Raw genomic sequence first — 16,770 nt, 5'->3', positions numbered from 1 at the left:
CATGAAACCACTTACTTCAAATGGACGATTTGACAACATCATGCAAAAGCTTGGGCCATTCTTAGGACTCATCATCCTTGTCGCCATTGTTTCTATTTTAAACCCAGCCTTTTTAGAGCCATTAAACATCTTAAACTTACTGAGACAAATCTCCATTAATGCCCTCATTGCCTTTGGAATGACGTTTGTTATTTTAACCGGAGGAATTGATTTGTCTGTCGGTGCCATTTTAGCACTTTCTAGTGCTCTGACTGCCGGATTTATCGTGTCTGGTATGGACCCGATTTTAGCTATTATCGTTGGCTGTATCATCGGCGCTATTCTTGGGATGGTCAACGGTCTTTTAATTACAAAAGGAAAAATGGCTCCTTTTATCGCAACACTTGCCACGATGACCATTTTTAGAGGATTAACACTTGTTTATACAGACGGAAACCCGATTACAGGACTCGGTTCTAACTATGCCTTTCAGTTATTCGGCCGCGGGTATTTCTTAGGCATTCCTGTTCCAGCAATCACGATGCTTCTCACCTTTATCGTACTTTGGGTGCTGCTTCATAAAACACCTTTCGGCAGAAGAACGTATGCCATCGGCGGAAATGAAAAAGCTGCGCTCATTTCAGGAATCAAAGTACCGCGCGTAAAAATTATGATCTATTCACTGGCAGGTTTCATGTCTGCTTTAGCGGGTGCCATTTTGACCTCTCGCCTAAACTCAGCTCAGCCAACAGCTGGCACATCCTATGAGCTTGATGCGATTGCTGCTGTTGTACTTGGCGGGACAAGCCTGTCTGGCGGAAGAGGGCGAATTGTCGGCACACTGATCGGGGTGCTCATCATCGGTGTCTTGAACAATGGTATGAACTTACTTGGTGTATCATCATTCTATCAATCTGTTGTGAAAGGGATTGTCATCTTGATTGCAGTCCTACTAGACAGAAAGAAATCTGCTTAAGGAGGCAGCTGCTATGAAAAAATATCTCATTCTCATTCTGACTCTCTCATTATTCATGCTTTCTGCCTGCTCGCTAGAACCGCCAGAGTGGGCCAAATCAACAAAAGATGGAAAGAAAAAAGACATCAAAATCGGGCTCTCGATCTCGACCTTAAATAATCCATTTTTCGTTTCTCTCAAAAATGGTGTGACGAAAGAAGCGAAAAAGCTCGGCATCGAAGTGGTCATTGCAGATGCACAAAATGATTCAGCTAAACAAACCAGTGACGTAGAAGATTTAATTCAGCAAGGGGTTGACGCATTACTCATCAACCCAGCGGATTCATCTGCTATCTCAACCGCTGTCGAATCAGCGAATGCTTCAGATATTCCTGTCATCACATTAGACCGTTCAGCAGAAAGCGGTAAGGTAGAAGCACTGGTCGCCTCAGATAACCTCAAAGGCGGCGAAATGGCAGCTAACTTTATCATCGACAAGGTCGGTAAAGGAGCAAAAGTCGCTGAACTAGAAGGTGTACCAGGCGCTTCCGCTACACGTGAGCGCGGAAAAGGATTCCATCAAATAGCGGATAAAGATCTAAAAGTGACAGCAAAACAAGCGGCTGACTTCGACCGGACAAAAGGACTGAATGTCATGGAAAACCTCCTTCAAGGAAACCCTGACATCAAAGCCGTTTTTGCCCATAATGATGAAATGGCACTTGGCGCTCTAGAGGCGATTCAAAGCTCTGGAAAAGACATTCTCGTCGTTGGCTTTGACGGAAACGAAGATGCACTCAACTCGATCAAAGCAGGAAAACTATCTGCCACAGTCGCCCAGCAGCCAGAGCTGATCGGAAAAATGGCAGTCGGCGCTGCAAACGACGTCCTAAAAGGGAAAAAAGTAGAAAAGAACATCGCAGCTCCACTGAAACTAGAACAGAAAAAATAAACACAAAACCCCCGATAGCTCTCGGGGGTTTTTCCTATTATTCCGGTCTTTTCAACACAAATGACGTCCCTAAATGGGCGTAATCATTTCCCGCTAAACGGGCGACTGGCTTTAGTTCATGAGTCGAAACATATCCTTTTTCTGCATCATACACTTCCTCATCTAAATGCGCACACACAACCCGGCCAATGATATGATCGACCGTGATCTCTCCTTCATCATTTTGAAAGGTAAGATGCTTTTCAAGCTGACATTCAAAGCGAATACGTGCTTCCTGAATTCCCGGCACTGACACGACATGGCTCTTTACTTGATGAAGACCGGTTCGATCCAGCTCACTCTCTTCCTGTGGCAGCATAGCAGCTGTTTCGTTTATATCTTCTATTATCGCTTCATCACTCGCATGGACCACAAATTCTCCCCTGTCAATCATATGCTGCGCTGTATCTTTCATCTGACCTTCGCGTCGTCCGATAGAAACTGCGAGGAGCGGCGGGTGTCCGCTGATGACATTAAAGAAACTAAATGGTGCGGCATTGACGACATCATCTTTAGACAGACTTGTAATAAACGCAATCGGTCGTGGAACAATAGAGCCCGATAATAATTTATATGCTTCTTTTCTTGATAGCTGATCCATTTGCAACGTAATCAATTCAGACACGCCTCCTTTTGGTGTATCGACATCATACCATACCCCTTTTTTCTATGCCTCTGATTCCGGCTCGGTGCGATGCAGGATATGGTGGACAAGATGAAATAAAGCAGGATTATGATTCTCTCGTCTATAGGAAATCGTCCATTCCGCCAGAAGCTGTTCACCTTCAATGGACCGATATACAACATCTAGATTAAATAAACGCCGGGCTGATTTTGGAATGACCGCAATACCGATACCAGCTGTGACAAGGCCAATAACCATTTGATATTCCGCTGCTTCCTGCACAATATTCGGAGAAAATCCGTACTTTTCACATAGCAGGACAAAGTGTTGATAAAGGGACGGCCATGATTCCTTTGATAAAGAAATGATCGGTTCATGCCGGATATCTTCGATCGTGACCGCCTCTTTTTTCGCCAGCGGATGATTTTTCGGAATCGCAAAAATACATTCACTTTGCTTCATCAAACGGCTGACAAGTTCTTCATGCGGAGATGTAGGATGTAAAAAACCGATATCAATCTCCCCATTTAAAAGCGCCCCTAGCTGCTGCGGAACAGAAAGCTGCTTCAGCTCAATACTGACAGAGGGATACAGCTCTCTGAATTCGCGTACAACTGGCGGCAGAATATCATACGTCGCTGTTCCAACAAACCCTATGATGATTTTCCCCAGCTCTCCTCTTGCTGTATGCCGTGCATGATCAACGGCTTTATCAAGCTGCTGCAGCACACCACGCACCTCATGTAAAAAGACCTTTCCAGCAGCTGTTAACTCCACCACTCGCTTCGACCGGTGAAACAAAGGAAACCCCAATTCTTCTTCAAACTGCTTAATTTGCTGACTAAGTGGAGGCTGTGTCATATTCAACCGTGCGGCTGCTCTGCCAAAATGCAGCTCCTCCGCTACTGTGACAAAATACTGCAAATGTCTCAGTTCCATCCTTTCACTCCTCGCACACTTATTCGTGAAACATATTAAAACCACGTTAAACATATATTGGAAAATTTTCTTTTTGAAATGTATAGTAAATCATATCATGAAAATATATTTTCATAAAAAATTTTACTTGCCGAAAGGAGTGCGGGGTAAATGAATTCTCAAGCACAACCCCTAACAAGACGAGGAGCAGAATTGATTGTCGATACGCTGATTGCTCAAGGTGTGACCCATGTTTTTGCGATTCCAGGTGCAAAAATTGATGCCGTATTTGATGTATTAAAAGACAGAGGTCCAGAACTTGTCCTATGCAGACACGAACAAAATGCAGCCTTTATGGCAGCCGCTGTCGGCCGCTTAACCGGCAAACCAGGTGTTTGTCTCGTCACATCAGGTCCTGGCGCATCTAATTTAGCAACAGGTCTATTAACAGCCAATACAGAAGGTGACCCTGTTGTCGCAATCGCTGGAAACGTCATTCGTGCGGATCGGCTGAAACGAACACATCAATCACTCGACAATGCGGCATTATTCAAACCAGTCACAAAATACAGTGTTGAAGTACAAGACGTTCATAATATACCTGAAGCCTTAACAAATGCTTTTCGCGCGGCACAAAAGGGGCAGGCTGGAGCAGCATTTATCAGCTTTCCACAAGATGTCGTGACAGAACACACCACACAAACACCAGTGTCTGCTCACCCTTCTCCAGAACTAGGTCCTGCACCGGATGCTCTCATCAGTTCGGCCATCGCCAAAATTCAAAATGCACACTTACCTGTTGCGATTGTGGGAATGAAAGCAAGTCGTCCAGCTGCTGCAAACGCCACTAGAACATTATTGAAAACACTTGGGATTCCATTTGTCGAAACGTACCAAGGAGCCGGCGTTCTCTCAAGAGAGCTTGAGTCTCAATATGTAGGCAGAATCGGCTTATTCCGGAATCAGCCGGGGGATCTACTCATTGAACAAGCAGATGTCCTTTTGACCATCGGCTTTGATCCAATCGAATATGATCCGAAGCATTGGAATATTCAGCCGCAGCAGCGCCAGATCATCCATGTGGATGACATGCAGGCAGATATTGATCATTTTTATGAGCCAGCGCTTGAGCTTGTAGGCAATATAGCTGAAACCGTTAAACATCTAGCCCATGACAGTGTTCCACTTTCTCTATGCAAAGAACAAATTGATTTAGTCACTGAATTACAGGAGCTGTTAAGCGACATTGAAAAAGCACCAGAAAGAGACAGTCATCTATCTCACCCGCTGAATGTCATTCATACATTAAGACGCCTAATTCCTGATGACACGAAGGTCACGTGTGATATCGGATCTCACGCGATTTGGATGTCGCGTCACTTCCGCGTCTATGAGCCGAACACATTCCTGGTGAGCAACGGAATGCAAACATTAGGCGTCGCCTTACCATGGGCAATTGCGGCTTCCATACTGAATCCAGATGAAAAGATCATTTCGGTCTCAGGTGATGGCGGTTTTCTCTTCTCTGCAATGGAGCTTGAAACAGCCGTCCGCATGAAAACAAATCTCGTTCACCTTGTTTGGAATGACAGCACATACGACATGGTGGCGTTTCAGCAGGAAATGAAATATGACCGCACATCCTGCGTTGAATTCGGACAGATCGACTTAGTGAAATATGCGGAAAGCTTTGGAGCGACTGGATTACGGGTTAACTCACCTGAAGAGCTTTCAACTGTCCTTCAAAAGGGTATAAACATAGAAGGACCCGTTATTATTGATATTCCGATTGACTATCAAGACAACCCAGACCTCGCCAGTCAAAAATGGCCAGAAGTCTTTCGTGAAAAACACACATTGAACGTCAGATAAGATGTCCATACATTACATCAAAGGAGTGAGCGGATATGGGTATGATGCACCCAATGAATCAACAGAACGACACAAGACAACATGACAAACAGCAAGAGGTTTATCAAGTATCGACGATGACCTCTTTGCTGGAAGCCGTATATGATGGAGATTTCTCCCTTGCACATATTCCCAAGCACGGTGATTTCGGCATTGGTACATTCAATCAATTAGATGGAGAGCTGATCGGCTTTGACGGCGCATTTTATCGACTGCGCTCGGATGGAACAGCGACACCGGTTACCGATCAAGACTATTCACCATTCTGCTCTCTAGCATTCTTTGAAACAGATATCGTTCATCGAATTGATGCAACCATGACGTCCAAAGAGCTAGAAGAAGAAATCGACCGCATTTTACCTAGTAAGAATGTTTTTTATGCGATCCGCATTGATGGATCATTCAAAAAGGTTCAAACACGTACGGTCGAAAAACAGGAAAAACCTTACGTTCCGATGGTGGAAGCAGTCAAGTCACAGCCTATTTTCGATTTCGAGGATATTCAAGGAACGATCGCTGGTTTCCGTACACCGCAGTACGCACATGGTATTGCGGTGAGTGGATATCATCTTCATTTCATTGATGATGATCGAAGTGTCGGCGGACACGTATTTGATTACACCGTTGATCAAGTGACCATCCGCATTTCTCAAAAACGTCATATGAATTTACATCTGCCAAATACGCAGGAATTCTTCCAAGCAGACATTGATCGAGCTGACCTTGCACAACAAATTGCCAGTGCGGAAAGCAGCCCAGATCAATAAAATGAAGACACCCCGTTGATTCCGGGGTGTCTTTTTATGCAAAAAGATTATTTATCACTCCATGATATTTCATTTCGTTAGTAAATTGAAATTCATTCATTCTATTCGTAACGAAATATGATAAAATACCAACAGAAGAAAGGTGGTTATACGGTGTCAAACGACTATAGCATTCCGAACCTAACATTAGATGAAAGGGATAAACAAATTTTATCCCTATTACACGAGGACGGGCGTATGTCCTATACAGATCTCGGGAAACAAGTCGGTCTTTCACGTGTAGCTGTGCAAGCCCGCATTCAGCAGCTGATTGAAGCAGGCGTCATTGAACGATTCACCACTGTGATTAACCCTGCTAAGATCGGCATTCACGTCTCTGTCTTCTTTAATGTAGAAGTGGAACCGAAATTTTTAGAAGCAGTAGCCCTTCAACTTGAGCAGGAAACAGCTGTCACAAGCCTTTATCACATGACAGGGCCAAGCAAGCTGCATATGCATGGCATTTTTCAAAATGAACAGGAAATGGAGGCATTCCTGACAAAAAAGCTATACCCGCTAGAAGGCGTCGTGAGTGTGGACTGCCAAATGCTCATTAAACGATACAAAAGCCGAATGGGCATGAAATTGTAGACAGGAGTTGAAGCACTTGCAATCATATATTGAACTCATCATCGCTATGGTGCGAACCGGTATTCTCGGTTTTGGCGGAGGCCCTTCCGTCATACCGCTCATTCGCCATGAAGCGGTGGTGAAATATCAATGGATCAATGATGACGAGTTTGGAGAAACACTCGCCATCGCCAATGCATTACCAGGTCCGATCGCGACCAAAATGTCGGCATATCTCGGCTATCGATTGAAGGGCGTATCCGGCGCAATTGTCGCAACAGCTGCTCATATTTTACCGACATGTCTCGCCATGGTGGCACTCGTCACACTTGTCAGCGTCTTAAGCTCCTCACAAATCATTCAAAATATGATTGGCGCCGTGACACCAGTTATTGCCGTCCTGCTCGGGATCATGGCATACGAGTTTGGACAAAAAACGATGAAAGGCTTCGGAATGATCTTCGGTATCGCTCTATTCCTTCTTGCCTTTATCGGACTGCAGGTGCTGTCCATTCATCCAGGAATCATTGTCATCATCTTTTTATTCTATGGCGCCTTTCATTTCAAACTGAAACAACGCTGGAATCGAACAAATAAAGAGAAAGGAGTGTCTTCATGATGCTGATTCTCTTTTTATTCTGGGCATTCTTCTTGTCCAATCTATTAGGATATGGCGGAGGGCCTGCATCCATCCCGCTCAATTATGAAGAAATCGTCAATCATTTTCATTGGATGACGAACGAAGGGTTCTCCAATATGCTTGCATTAGCCAATGCACTGCCAGGACCAATTGCTACGAAGATCGCGGCATATGTAGGCTATGACGTCATGGGCTGGCCGGGCTTTATCGTGGCACTGCTTGCAACTGTACTGCCATCAGCCATTGGATTGATTTTATTGCTCAAGCTGATTGACCGCTTTCGCCAATCCCCTGTCGTAAAAGGCATGACCTTATCCGTACAGCCCGTCATTGCGATGATGATGCTTTTATTAACATGGGAAATCGGCGAAGATGCAGTGAAAGCCATCGGCTGGACGCAATCATTCGCCATTGCCGCGATCTCCTTTTTCTTTATGACCAAATTCAAAATGCACCCCGCCTTTCTCATTGTGGCTGCCTTTTTATATGGCGGATTCATTCTGCCGCATTAAAAAAACCGATAACATGGCCTGTTATCGGTTTTCTTTTACATATAAATTGGAGAAACCGGTCTGCGCCCAATCGAATGATACTCGATCCCTGCTTGTTCTGCCGATTCAAGCGTGTGACAGTTTCGCCCATCAAAAATAAGCGGCTGTCTCATCCATTCCTTGTAGGACGTGAGCGGAAACGTCTGAATCTCCGTCCACTCTGTTAATATACAAACTGCATGGACATCCTTTATCGCTTCTTCAATCGTTTGAGCAAACAAGACTTGATCCGGCAGTTCACGAGCGGCATGACGTGTAGCAACAGGATCATAAGCCACAAGCTCCGCGCCTAATTGATGGAGTTCATGAGCGATCGGAACCGACGGCGCCTCCCTCATATCGTCTGTATTCGGTTTAAAGGACAGGCCAAGAAGCGCAATTCGCTTCCCTTCAAGATTTGCCCCCAGTCTCTCCTGAATGCTTCGGATAAAACCAGCTCGCTGCTCATTGTTTACTTTAATGACAGCCTTTAGCAGCTCAAAATCGTGGGACACATGCCCTGCGATTTGGACAAGTGCATTTGTATCCTTTGGAAAACAAGAACCTCCGTAGCCAATCCCCGCCTTGAGAAACGAAGAACCGATCCGCTGATCGAGCCCCATTCCCCGCGCAACCCATTCAACATCAGCACCTGTTTTTTCACAAATGGAAGCAATCTCATTCATAAAGCTGATTTTAGTCGCAAGAAAAGCATTTGATGCATACTTGATCATTTCGGCACTTTTTCGGTCTGTTTTGACCACTGGCAGGTGGAAATCAGCATACATCTCCTCTAGCTGGTCTAATACGGCTTTTGTTTCAGCCCCAATGACAAGCCGATCTGCCCTCAAAGTATCTGAAATGGCAGAGCCTTCCCGTAAAAATTCTGGGTTAGATGCAATAGATAACGGCTCATTCCGTCCTAATTCTTGATGTATCATCTGATCGATTTGATCACCCGTTCCGACAGGCACCGTACTTTTCACCACAAGAACCGCACCTGATTTCGCTTTTGTGCCCATCTCCTTTGCAGCCCGAAACACATACTGTAAATCAGCTTGGCCGTCTGCCTGCTGCGGGGTGCCGACCGCAATCATTAACACATCAGCCCGCGGGTAGGCTGCCGCTCCATTTATGTAAAATTGAATTCGTCCTTGCTCAAGATTGCGTTTCAGCAATTCTTTTAATCCTGGCTCATACATTGGTGGATGTCCTTGTTTCAGCTGCATGACCTTTTTCCGGTCAATATCAATACACGCCACATTGTGCCCTGCCTCCGCTAAACACACACCTGTGACCAACCCCACATATCCACAGCCTGCAATTGCAATATTCATGACACCATCAGCTCCCCATACGCCTTATGCTTGTAATGACATCGTATGCCGGGAGCTTTCGTTCCATTCATAAAAGCATACAAAAACCCCCTGCCATCACTAGCAGGGGGTCACTTTTATGAAACAAGACCATTTCGAATATGAGCAATCAGATTTTCAAGCATTTCTTTTGTGGTGACATCATTTGAATTCTCACCAATATCATGAGCGTACATCAAAATTTTTAAAAACTCTTCTTGATTTAAACCCTTATTGTCCATGTCTGTATCCTTTCGATTCCACTAATTTCATTATTATATGCTGTATGGTTGGTTTATGCAATACTCTAATACATCATTCGACAGCTTTTGAAATTTATGACCATTTTCATGAAAAACTTTTTTATAAATCACCATTGAGCTATAATAAAAGAATTGGAATCTTTTACTTGGTTAGGAGCGGATCAAATGCTTCAGCACAACATCAACGAAGAAGAAATCAAACAAACAGCCGAACAGCTCAAAGAACTTCTTCCTGCAACAGATGAAAACAAACAACTCATCAAAAAAGCATTGATTACTTATAGACAGGACAGTGTATATCGTCTCAAGCAAGAATCTGATACGGAATGGTCAGCTTATGTACATGATGTCGTGGCAGCAAGAGTCCACCTTCATGTGCTGTTTCCTGTGAGAAGCAGCTGCTCATGTCCGGCAGATGGACTTTGTAAACACATTCTCGCTGTCTTCTTTTCGCTATACGCTCAAGTAGAGAGTGTGACCGGATTTACAGAAAATTGGTCAGAAAAGGATGAATTACAACGTAGCAAAGAATTGATTCGCCAGCACTTCCAAGTGAAGCGCCCAGACGAACAATCACTCCAAAGCTGGCTGAATTTTTTCCAAGAGGAATTTAACCTCTGGCTGAAACGGACACCAAAGCACCAGCAAACACCGCAGCATTTGTATTACGGCTATTTATCAATCCTAAAAAAACACGCACCTCATTCACCTGAATTCAAGAGTTTGTATGCGATTCATACCTCAATCGATGTGTGGTTAAGGATTCATCAATTGATCGACCTCGACCGGCTTGATGCCGAGAAGGATTTTTATTCCATGAATCCATATGTAGAACAGCTCATGAACACCATTTTCGATTCAGTGGATCACTTGAAGACATACGCCCTTTCCTTTTCCCTCGATCCGTTTCTTGAAAACACACCAACTGCCGTTCGGGCACTTCTTCAAATAAACGGACCTTTCCAGCATGAACGAGTAGCGGTCTTTATGGAGATTTGGGGCACCATATTAAATAGAGGGAAATGGGTTAAAAAAGAAACAGAATTACTGAAGAACGCTCAGCAGCAAGAACAAACGGTTGAACGTACCATCGGGCTGATGCACATGGATTATTTACAGAAAGAAGACGAAAGCCTCTTTCAGCAATTACAGCTGCTCAATGCAGATATGCTGCCAAATGTGCTCAATTGGCTGAAGGATCTCACAAACCGCAAGGACTGGAAGCGGCTCAAGCTCTGGTATCATGAGATCACCTATATTTTAGAGGAATATTGCCAGCTCGACCTTTCCTATAGAGAACTGCGAGGAGCCGTCAGTGATTTCTTCTTTTATTTAGACGCATACTTTAAGCAGACGAAGGATCATCATTTATATGAACGCTACCTCCAAATCTGCATGCCCTATGCGTTTACTGAATATAGTCAGCTATTATATGCACAGCAGCGTTATGCAGAATGGATTGAGATTCACAGCCTTGTTGGTTTCTCCATCAGTGAACTGGAGAAGGATCTGATCAAACAAATTGCAAAAGAGGAGCCTGAAGCGCTCATTCCATCGTACCACCGTGAAATCTCACTGCTTCTCGATCAAAAGAATCGAAGTGCTTATCGAGAATCTGTGAAAATGCTAAAAAAACTACGCACCCTTTATCATAAAACGAAAAAAACCGCGATTTGGGAAAGATATGTCAAGCAGCTGCAGGATTCAACGAAACGGCTGCGTGCGTTCCAAGAGGAAATGAAGAAAGGAAAATTAATTGATGACACGCCATAAACAAATTGTCATTCATGCAGAACAAACAGAAGATTTCTCTTTCACCATTTCAGCGCAAGCAGAGGACGGACACCCTGTTCCACTTAATGAAATGAAGAGGCAGCTTTTCCAATGGCACGCATCGTCTTTTTACGGAACATTTTTAGAAGATGTGAGCTTTATTGGCACACCTGCCTTCCTGTTAAGCCCTTGGATGACCGTTGAATTGTTAGGAAAAAATTCATTTAATACCTTTAGTCATGTGACATTAACGGATGAAACGGAACCACTGATGAAGACAGCCTCCACCATTTACGAATTCATCGAGGACGAAGATTTCATTCCCGATTACGAGGCGTGGACAGAAGGTGTGCTTCGGTTTAAAGACAAAGAAGGACTATTAGATGGCTATACGGCTGATTGGTTCTCCTTTGCCGTACAGGATTACATTCAATATGATGATGCCTTGCAGCACAAATGGAACCGCATGACAGCACAATCGCCTGCGCTCTCATCCTTCCAAGGACACTTTTTAGATGAGCAGGATTTCTTGGAGACGATTGGCTGGATTGATGACGAGACGCCTTTCACTGTCGGCTTGCGCTTAAATGAACCGGATTTCGACGGAGATGATTGGAAAATCGAATTGTTTTTGCGTGATAAGAAAAACAGCGACCTTCACTTTTTTGAGGGTATCCGTTCATTGAAAAGGTCTTGGCATCCGTATCAAGATAAAATCTCAAGAGAGCTGGAGCGATTCAGTCAAATTGTACCTTGGCTCTCTTTCACATCTGGCACCACGCTCATGTCAGAAGACGAAGCATGGCTCTTCCTGTCTGAAGCAAGTGAAACACTTGTGAATATGGGCATTGAGATCCTGCTCCCATCGTGGTGGCAAATCGTCAAAGAAAGCACCATGATGCTAAAAGCAAGGATTTCCTCTACCCCGCGAGGCGAGTCGCATGTCGGAATGGATGCCTTGATGGACTTTAATTGGCGCTTTGCTACAAACGGCATCGAGCTGACAGAAGATGAGTTCAACGAGCTTGTCCAAAGTAAACGGCGCCTTGTCAACATTCGAGGGCAATGGATCAAAATCGATCCAACCTTCATCCAGCAAATGAAAAAATGGATGGAGCGCGCCGAAAATGAAGGGCTGCACATGTCTGATATTTTGTCACGCGAGCTGGCAGATCAAGAAGCATCCTCTGAATCGATACCAGAACTGCTAGACAGCTCAGCGTTTGCACATATTCAATTTGAACTTTCGTCTCAATTAAGAAGACTTGTCCATCAGTTAAATGATACGCATGAGCTGCCTTCCTACGAAATGAGTGAGTCCTTCAAAGGCACACTAAGGCCGTATCAGCAGCATGGTGTCAACTGGCTGTTATTTTTAAGATCTCATGGATTCGGGGCTTGTTTAGCAGATGATATGGGCCTTGGAAAAACGATTCAAATGATTGCGTATTTCACATATCTGAAAGAGCAGAAGCAAAATGCCGCTCCATCTCTCATCATTGCGCCGACCTCTGTTTTAGGAAACTGGCAGCGAGAGCTTGAAACCTTCGCACCACATTTGAATGTCGCTCTGCATTACGGGCCATCGCGCCCTCAAGGGGAACACTTTACAAAGGCATACGAGTCAACAGATATTGTCCTGACGTCTTATGGACTCTCACATTCTGATCGTGATGAATTAACGTCAGCAAAGTGGGATACGATTTGTTTAGACGAAGCCCAAAACATCAAAAACGCCCATACGAAACAATCGAGAGCGATCAGACAGCTCAAAGGGCAGCATCACATTGCCCTTAGCGGGACACCTATGGAAAACCGTTTGACAGAGCTTTGGTCCATTTTCGACTTCGTCAACAAAGGATATCTCGGCAGCCTGACGAGCTTTCATAAGAAGTTCGTCCTGCCGATTGAAAAAGACCGTGATGAAAAAAGAATTGAACAGCTGCAGCAGCTGATAAAGCCCTTCCTATTAAGAAGAACAAAGCAAGATGAAGAGGTCGCCCTGAACCTGCCTGAGAAACTCGAAGAAAAAGAATTCATTCCGCTATCCGCTGAGCAGGCTTCTTTATATGAACAGCTCGTGAAGGATACATTCGAACACATGGCTTCGTTAACAGGAATGCAGCGGAAAGCCATTATTTTAAGTATGCTCGGCAGACTCAAACAGATTTGCGATCACCCGGCTCTCTATTTAAAAGAGAGTGGAACAGATGTGAAACTGCTGAAACGTTCATTAAAAATGGATAAACTCGCAGAGCTGTTAAAAGCAATACATGAGCAAGGAGAAAGCTGCCTCATCTTTACGCAGTATATTGGAATGGGGAACATGATCAAGCAGCTGGCGGAAAAGATGTTTGGAGAACCAGTTCAATTTTTAAATGGCAGTCTGTCAAAACAGGAGCGGGATAAAATGGTGGATCGCTTCCAGAAGAAAGAATTCAACATCTTAATTCTCTCTTTAAAAGCAGGAGGAACAGGACTTAACCTAACTGCCGCAAACCATGTCATTCACTACGACAGATGGTGGAATCCTGCTGTGGAAAACCAAGCGACAGACCGTGCTTATCGGATCGGACAAAAACGATTTGTTCACGTCCATAAGATGATCACAACGGGCACGATTGAGGAAAAAATCGATCAAATGCTCGAAACAAAACAAACGTTAAATGATCAAATTATCCAAAGTGAAAGTTGGATTACTGAGCTATCGACGAACGAACTAGAAGATTTATTCACATTAAGTGCGGCCGCTCAATCATCTTAATCCCAGCAAAAAGAGGACTTTTCTCAAACATGATGAAAAGTCCTCTTTTTTCATTTCATATGAACATAGGTTAAATGTACAGCTTTTTCAATGCAGATTTCACGTTCATATACGTATTCAATTCACGGAAGTCCTCTCTCATTTCTCCCATTTTCATCGCAAGATTCGGTTTAATTCCTGTCACAATGAGTTCAGTACCAGTCATTAAAATTAAATCGTTCAGCTTAAAAATTGCATCTGCCACAAATGAATCCACTTCTAATAAACCAGACAGATCGACAATAAAATAATCGTCCTTGGATTGAGAGATATAGGTGGAGACTGTTGAGATAATTTTATGAAATCTTGGCGCTGTTAACGTACCAATGATCGGTAACACAGAAATACCATCTTTCACAGGAACAATTGGAACAGAAATATTCAGCACTTCATCAATCGATTGCTCAAGAAGCTCCTGCTGTTCCTTCTCTTTCGTGACATCTTTTTGCAGACCAACGAAATAAAGACGTTTTCCTTCATTTTCGTCAATCCAAAGAGGAGCCACACTTAGCTCATTCCAAAACATCTGTCCAGATTTTTTATAATTTTTCAGCTGAACAGTGACAGCTTCTTTGTTCTCAATAGCTGTTCTAATTTGATTGAGAGCGATTTGCTCGGTTTCATTTCCTTGAAGGAAACGACAATTCTTCCCCAATACCTCGGGTTCTTGATAGCCTGTCATATCTAAAAAGCCCTTGTTCACATATATTAAAGGATTATCAGGTAAAGACGGGTCCGTCACCGTCAGGCCAACCTGAGTATAATCTAAGGCTTCCTTGATTAAATGCAGATTTTCGGACTTATAAGATTCCAGCGCCATTCGTTTACTCTCCTTAATTTCTTACAAGCGGGTTATGTTCATAATTAAATTATATGATGTTCCACATCAGGTGTAAATAGAAGTAGTTCTGAATTCCTCTTTTGTAGAATGCGCTTTATCCTATGTGATTTATACAACGACATCCGATTCATCTATTTCAAAAGGTGTCGAATCATATGCGCCACACCATGTTCATCATTTGTTAACGTGACATGATCAGCGATTTCCTTCATATCCTGTCTCGCATTGCCCATCGCAACCCCAACACCAGCTGCTAGAAGCATCGATTCGTCATTTAAACTGTCTCCTACAGCCGCTGTCTGGCTTAAAGGAATACCAAGTCGTTCTGCCAGCCTTGTTAATGCCTGCCCTTTAGATGCTTCCTTTGAACCAATTTCAAAGTTATGATCGGCTGAACTAACCATTGTGACATCTGAATCATCACCAAACATATCCCATCCTGCCTTCAATCTGTCTTCAAAGAAAGAGAAACCTAAGATATTGTAGAATGAAAGCTTTCGATCCTCACGGAACAATTCTTTATATGTATCAATATAAGAAAAACCTGACTGACTGTATTGAACTTCTGCCGCTTGTTTTAAAATATTTCGATCCGTTTTTGGATTAGCACTTTTTAAGCGGTCCATTTCAATCGCAAGAAGCTCTCTGCCGCGATTCGGTGTGAAAATGGCTTCGTTTGTAAAAACTTCATAATAATAGTCACGTTCTTCAAGCCATGACAATATATGTTTGGCCTTTTCTTCGTGTAAAACAGCTGAATGGTACACTTGTCCAGCCGGATCATGAATCACAGCTCCATTGGCACTAATCACCCATGTATTCATACCAAGCTGATCAAAAATAGACCTCACATCAAAATACGCTCTTCCTGTTGAAACGACAACTTCCATTCCATTCGCCGCTGCTTCCTTTAATGCCTGCTCATTTTCCCGACTCACTTTGTGTTCACTGTTCAATAAAGTTCCGTCTAAATCCGTTGCGATCAATTGAATGTTTGTCATCGTTCTCTCCTTTTTGTCTCCATTTTCGGCTATCATACTGCTGATAAAATCCATCATCATTATGAAATGAGTATCCACTATTTGCAAGAGGTGATCGGTTTATCAGTGAATAAAAGGGTACCCGGCCACGCTACATGACCGGATACACACAAGGGGATTTACAGGGGACACATGACCTATACAAAGAAGCTATGGTTCTATTACGCAGTGTTCTTATGCACAAGGCAGCGTCTATCAGCTTTAGCTAGAGGGGGGCTGTCAGATGCTAGACGTTACCTTTTGTTTCAAACCGTACCTCCTTTCCTTTCAACTGCCCTTAGTCTACTGAGAAAGGTCGTATGTGACAAAACATGAAAATGACAAAATGATCTCTCAAATTCTCTATTTCCTCTTTAATTTCTGTTTTTTACCGCTTGAGTATAAAACATCATCTTGTTTTGTTTGATGAAAAACTTATTTTTCATAAATTGATAAAAAACGTCTGAATGAATCCAATTACTAGAAGGCATGTGAATATAATCAGCACCGTCCCACGCAAACCAATAAAAACAAAGCTGTCCGTCATGAATTGACAATTGAAATTCAAAGCAGTCCATTTGATCCTCGGTGACGTATTGAAACGTGAGTGACTCGCCTTCTTCCATGTACACATCACAAAATGAAAGAATGTCTCCCCACGAATAAACGCGCATTGTGCTCTTTGCCTTCTCCTCGCCAATATGTATGTTTCGCAATTGATAGGACTCCATAAAACATCTCCTTTCACTCATATGCAGCTCGTTCTAAGCAGGCAGCGGTTTCATTTATAA

At 43.5% G+C, this 16,770-nt stretch carries 16 protein-coding genes; 9 read left to right on the top strand and 7 right to left on the bottom strand.

Annotated features, from left to right (window positions below; all coding sequences use genetic code 11):
• Nucleotide 1: 1 nt before the first annotated feature.
• Nucleotides 2-955, top strand: a complete 954-nt coding sequence (gene rbsC, locus C6347_RS02270; RefSeq protein ID WP_003215300.1) for a ribose ABC transporter permease RbsC — start codon at nt 2-4, stop codon at nt 953-955.
• Nucleotides 956-968: 13 nt separating this feature from the next.
• Nucleotides 969-1,886, top strand: a complete 918-nt coding sequence (gene rbsB, locus C6347_RS02265) for a ribose ABC transporter substrate-binding protein RbsB (protein WP_106071351.1) — start codon at nt 969-971, stop codon at nt 1,884-1,886.
• A 37-nt stretch (nt 1,887-1,923) separates the two neighbouring features.
• Here rbsB and C6347_RS02260 read toward each other — a convergent pair whose 3' ends face one another.
• A complete protein-coding gene (locus tag C6347_RS02260; RefSeq protein WP_374955722.1) occupies nt 1,924-2,526 on the bottom strand; it encodes a flavin reductase family protein in 603 nt (200 codons plus the stop codon).
• 66 nt (nt 2,527-2,592) lie between these two features.
• A complete protein-coding gene (gene alsR, locus C6347_RS02255) occupies nt 2,593-3,489 on the bottom strand; it encodes an acetoin biosynthesis transcriptional regulator AlsR (RefSeq protein ID WP_060597460.1) in 897 nt (298 codons plus the stop codon).
• 150 nt (nt 3,490-3,639) lie between these two features.
• Between alsR and alsS the strand changes: the two genes are divergently transcribed.
• The 5 genes from alsS to chrA all read left to right on the top strand — a co-directional run bounded on the left by alsS (nt 3,640) and on the right by chrA (nt 7,907).
• Nucleotides 3,640-5,340 carry an acetolactate synthase AlsS gene (alsS, locus tag C6347_RS02250; protein ID WP_060597461.1) on the top strand — a complete coding sequence of 567 codons (1,701 nt, stop codon included), beginning with the start codon at nt 3,640-3,642 and terminating at the stop codon, nt 5,338-5,340.
• Between the two features lie 35 nt (nt 5,341-5,375).
• On the top strand, nt 5,376-6,146 hold the full coding sequence (budA, locus tag C6347_RS02245) for an acetolactate decarboxylase (protein WP_060597462.1): 771 nt from the start codon (nt 5,376-5,378) through the stop codon (nt 6,144-6,146).
• A 153-nt stretch (nt 6,147-6,299) separates the two neighbouring features.
• Nucleotides 6,300-6,776 (top strand): chromate efflux transcriptional regulator ChrS, encoded by a 477-nt coding sequence (gene chrS / locus C6347_RS02240; protein WP_106036452.1) that lies wholly within the window; start codon nt 6,300-6,302, stop codon nt 6,774-6,776.
• Between the two features lie 7 nt (nt 6,777-6,783).
• On the top strand, nt 6,784-7,374 hold the full coding sequence (gene chrB / locus C6347_RS02235; protein ID WP_181185423.1) for a chromate efflux transporter ChrB: 591 nt from the start codon (nt 6,784-6,786) through the stop codon (nt 7,372-7,374).
• Complete coding sequence (chrA, locus tag C6347_RS02230) at nt 7,374-7,907, top strand: chromate efflux transporter ChrA (RefSeq protein WP_106071477.1); 534 nt, start codon at nt 7,374-7,376, stop codon at nt 7,905-7,907. Before chrB ends, chrA begins: the two co-directional genes overlap by 1 nt.
• 35 nt (nt 7,908-7,942) lie before the next feature.
• On the opposite strand, the gene C6347_RS02225 is transcribed toward chrA, so the two are convergent.
• Together C6347_RS02225 and C6347_RS19135 are read right to left on the bottom strand one after the other, a co-directional pair.
• Complete coding sequence (locus C6347_RS02225; RefSeq protein ID WP_106071349.1) at nt 7,943-9,262, bottom strand: UDP-glucose dehydrogenase family protein; 1,320 nt, start codon at nt 9,260-9,262, stop codon at nt 7,943-7,945.
• Between the two features lie 116 nt (nt 9,263-9,378).
• Nucleotides 9,379-9,522, bottom strand: a complete 144-nt coding sequence (locus tag C6347_RS19135; protein WP_003214884.1) for a YwzD family small protein — start codon at nt 9,520-9,522, stop codon at nt 9,379-9,381.
• A 186-nt stretch (nt 9,523-9,708) separates the two neighbouring features.
• Between C6347_RS19135 and C6347_RS02220 the strand changes: the two genes are divergently transcribed.
• Together C6347_RS02220 and C6347_RS02215 are read left to right on the top strand one after the other, a co-directional pair.
• Nucleotides 9,709-11,316 (top strand): SWIM zinc finger family protein, encoded by a 1,608-nt coding sequence (locus tag C6347_RS02220; protein ID WP_060597465.1) that lies wholly within the window; start codon nt 9,709-9,711, stop codon nt 11,314-11,316.
• Nucleotides 11,303-14,080, top strand: a complete 2,778-nt coding sequence (locus tag C6347_RS02215; protein WP_066031632.1) for a DEAD/DEAH box helicase — start codon at nt 11,303-11,305, stop codon at nt 14,078-14,080. The genes C6347_RS02220 and C6347_RS02215 overlap by 14 nt, the downstream gene beginning before the upstream one ends.
• Nucleotides 14,081-14,150: 70 nt before the next feature.
• On the opposite strand, the gene ytvA is transcribed toward C6347_RS02215, so the two are convergent.
• The 3 genes from ytvA to C6347_RS02200 form a co-directional block, all read right to left on the bottom strand.
• Nucleotides 14,151-14,939, bottom strand: coding sequence for a YtvA family blue-light photoreceptor (ytvA, locus tag C6347_RS02210; protein WP_066031631.1), 789 nt, complete (start codon nt 14,937-14,939; stop codon nt 14,151-14,153).
• A gap of 152 nt (nt 14,940-15,091) precedes the next feature.
• The gene (locus tag C6347_RS02205; RefSeq protein WP_216454710.1) at nt 15,092-15,952 is read right to left on the bottom strand and encodes a Cof-type HAD-IIB family hydrolase; all 861 of its coding nucleotides are present in this window, start codon (nt 15,950-15,952) and stop codon (nt 15,092-15,094) included.
• A 401-nt stretch (nt 15,953-16,353) separates the two neighbouring features.
• Nucleotides 16,354-16,710, bottom strand: a complete 357-nt coding sequence (locus tag C6347_RS02200; protein WP_060597468.1) for a hypothetical protein — start codon at nt 16,708-16,710, stop codon at nt 16,354-16,356.
• Nucleotides 16,711-16,770 lie beyond the last annotated feature (60 nt).

Origin of the sequence: Bacillus sp. NMTD17, assembly GCF_002998735.1 — a bacterium.
Lineage (GTDB): Bacteria > Bacillota > Bacilli > Bacillales > Bacillaceae > Bacillus.
The sequence above is the reverse complement of the archived record's forward strand: the minus strand, read 5'-3'. Positions and strand labels throughout refer to the sequence as shown.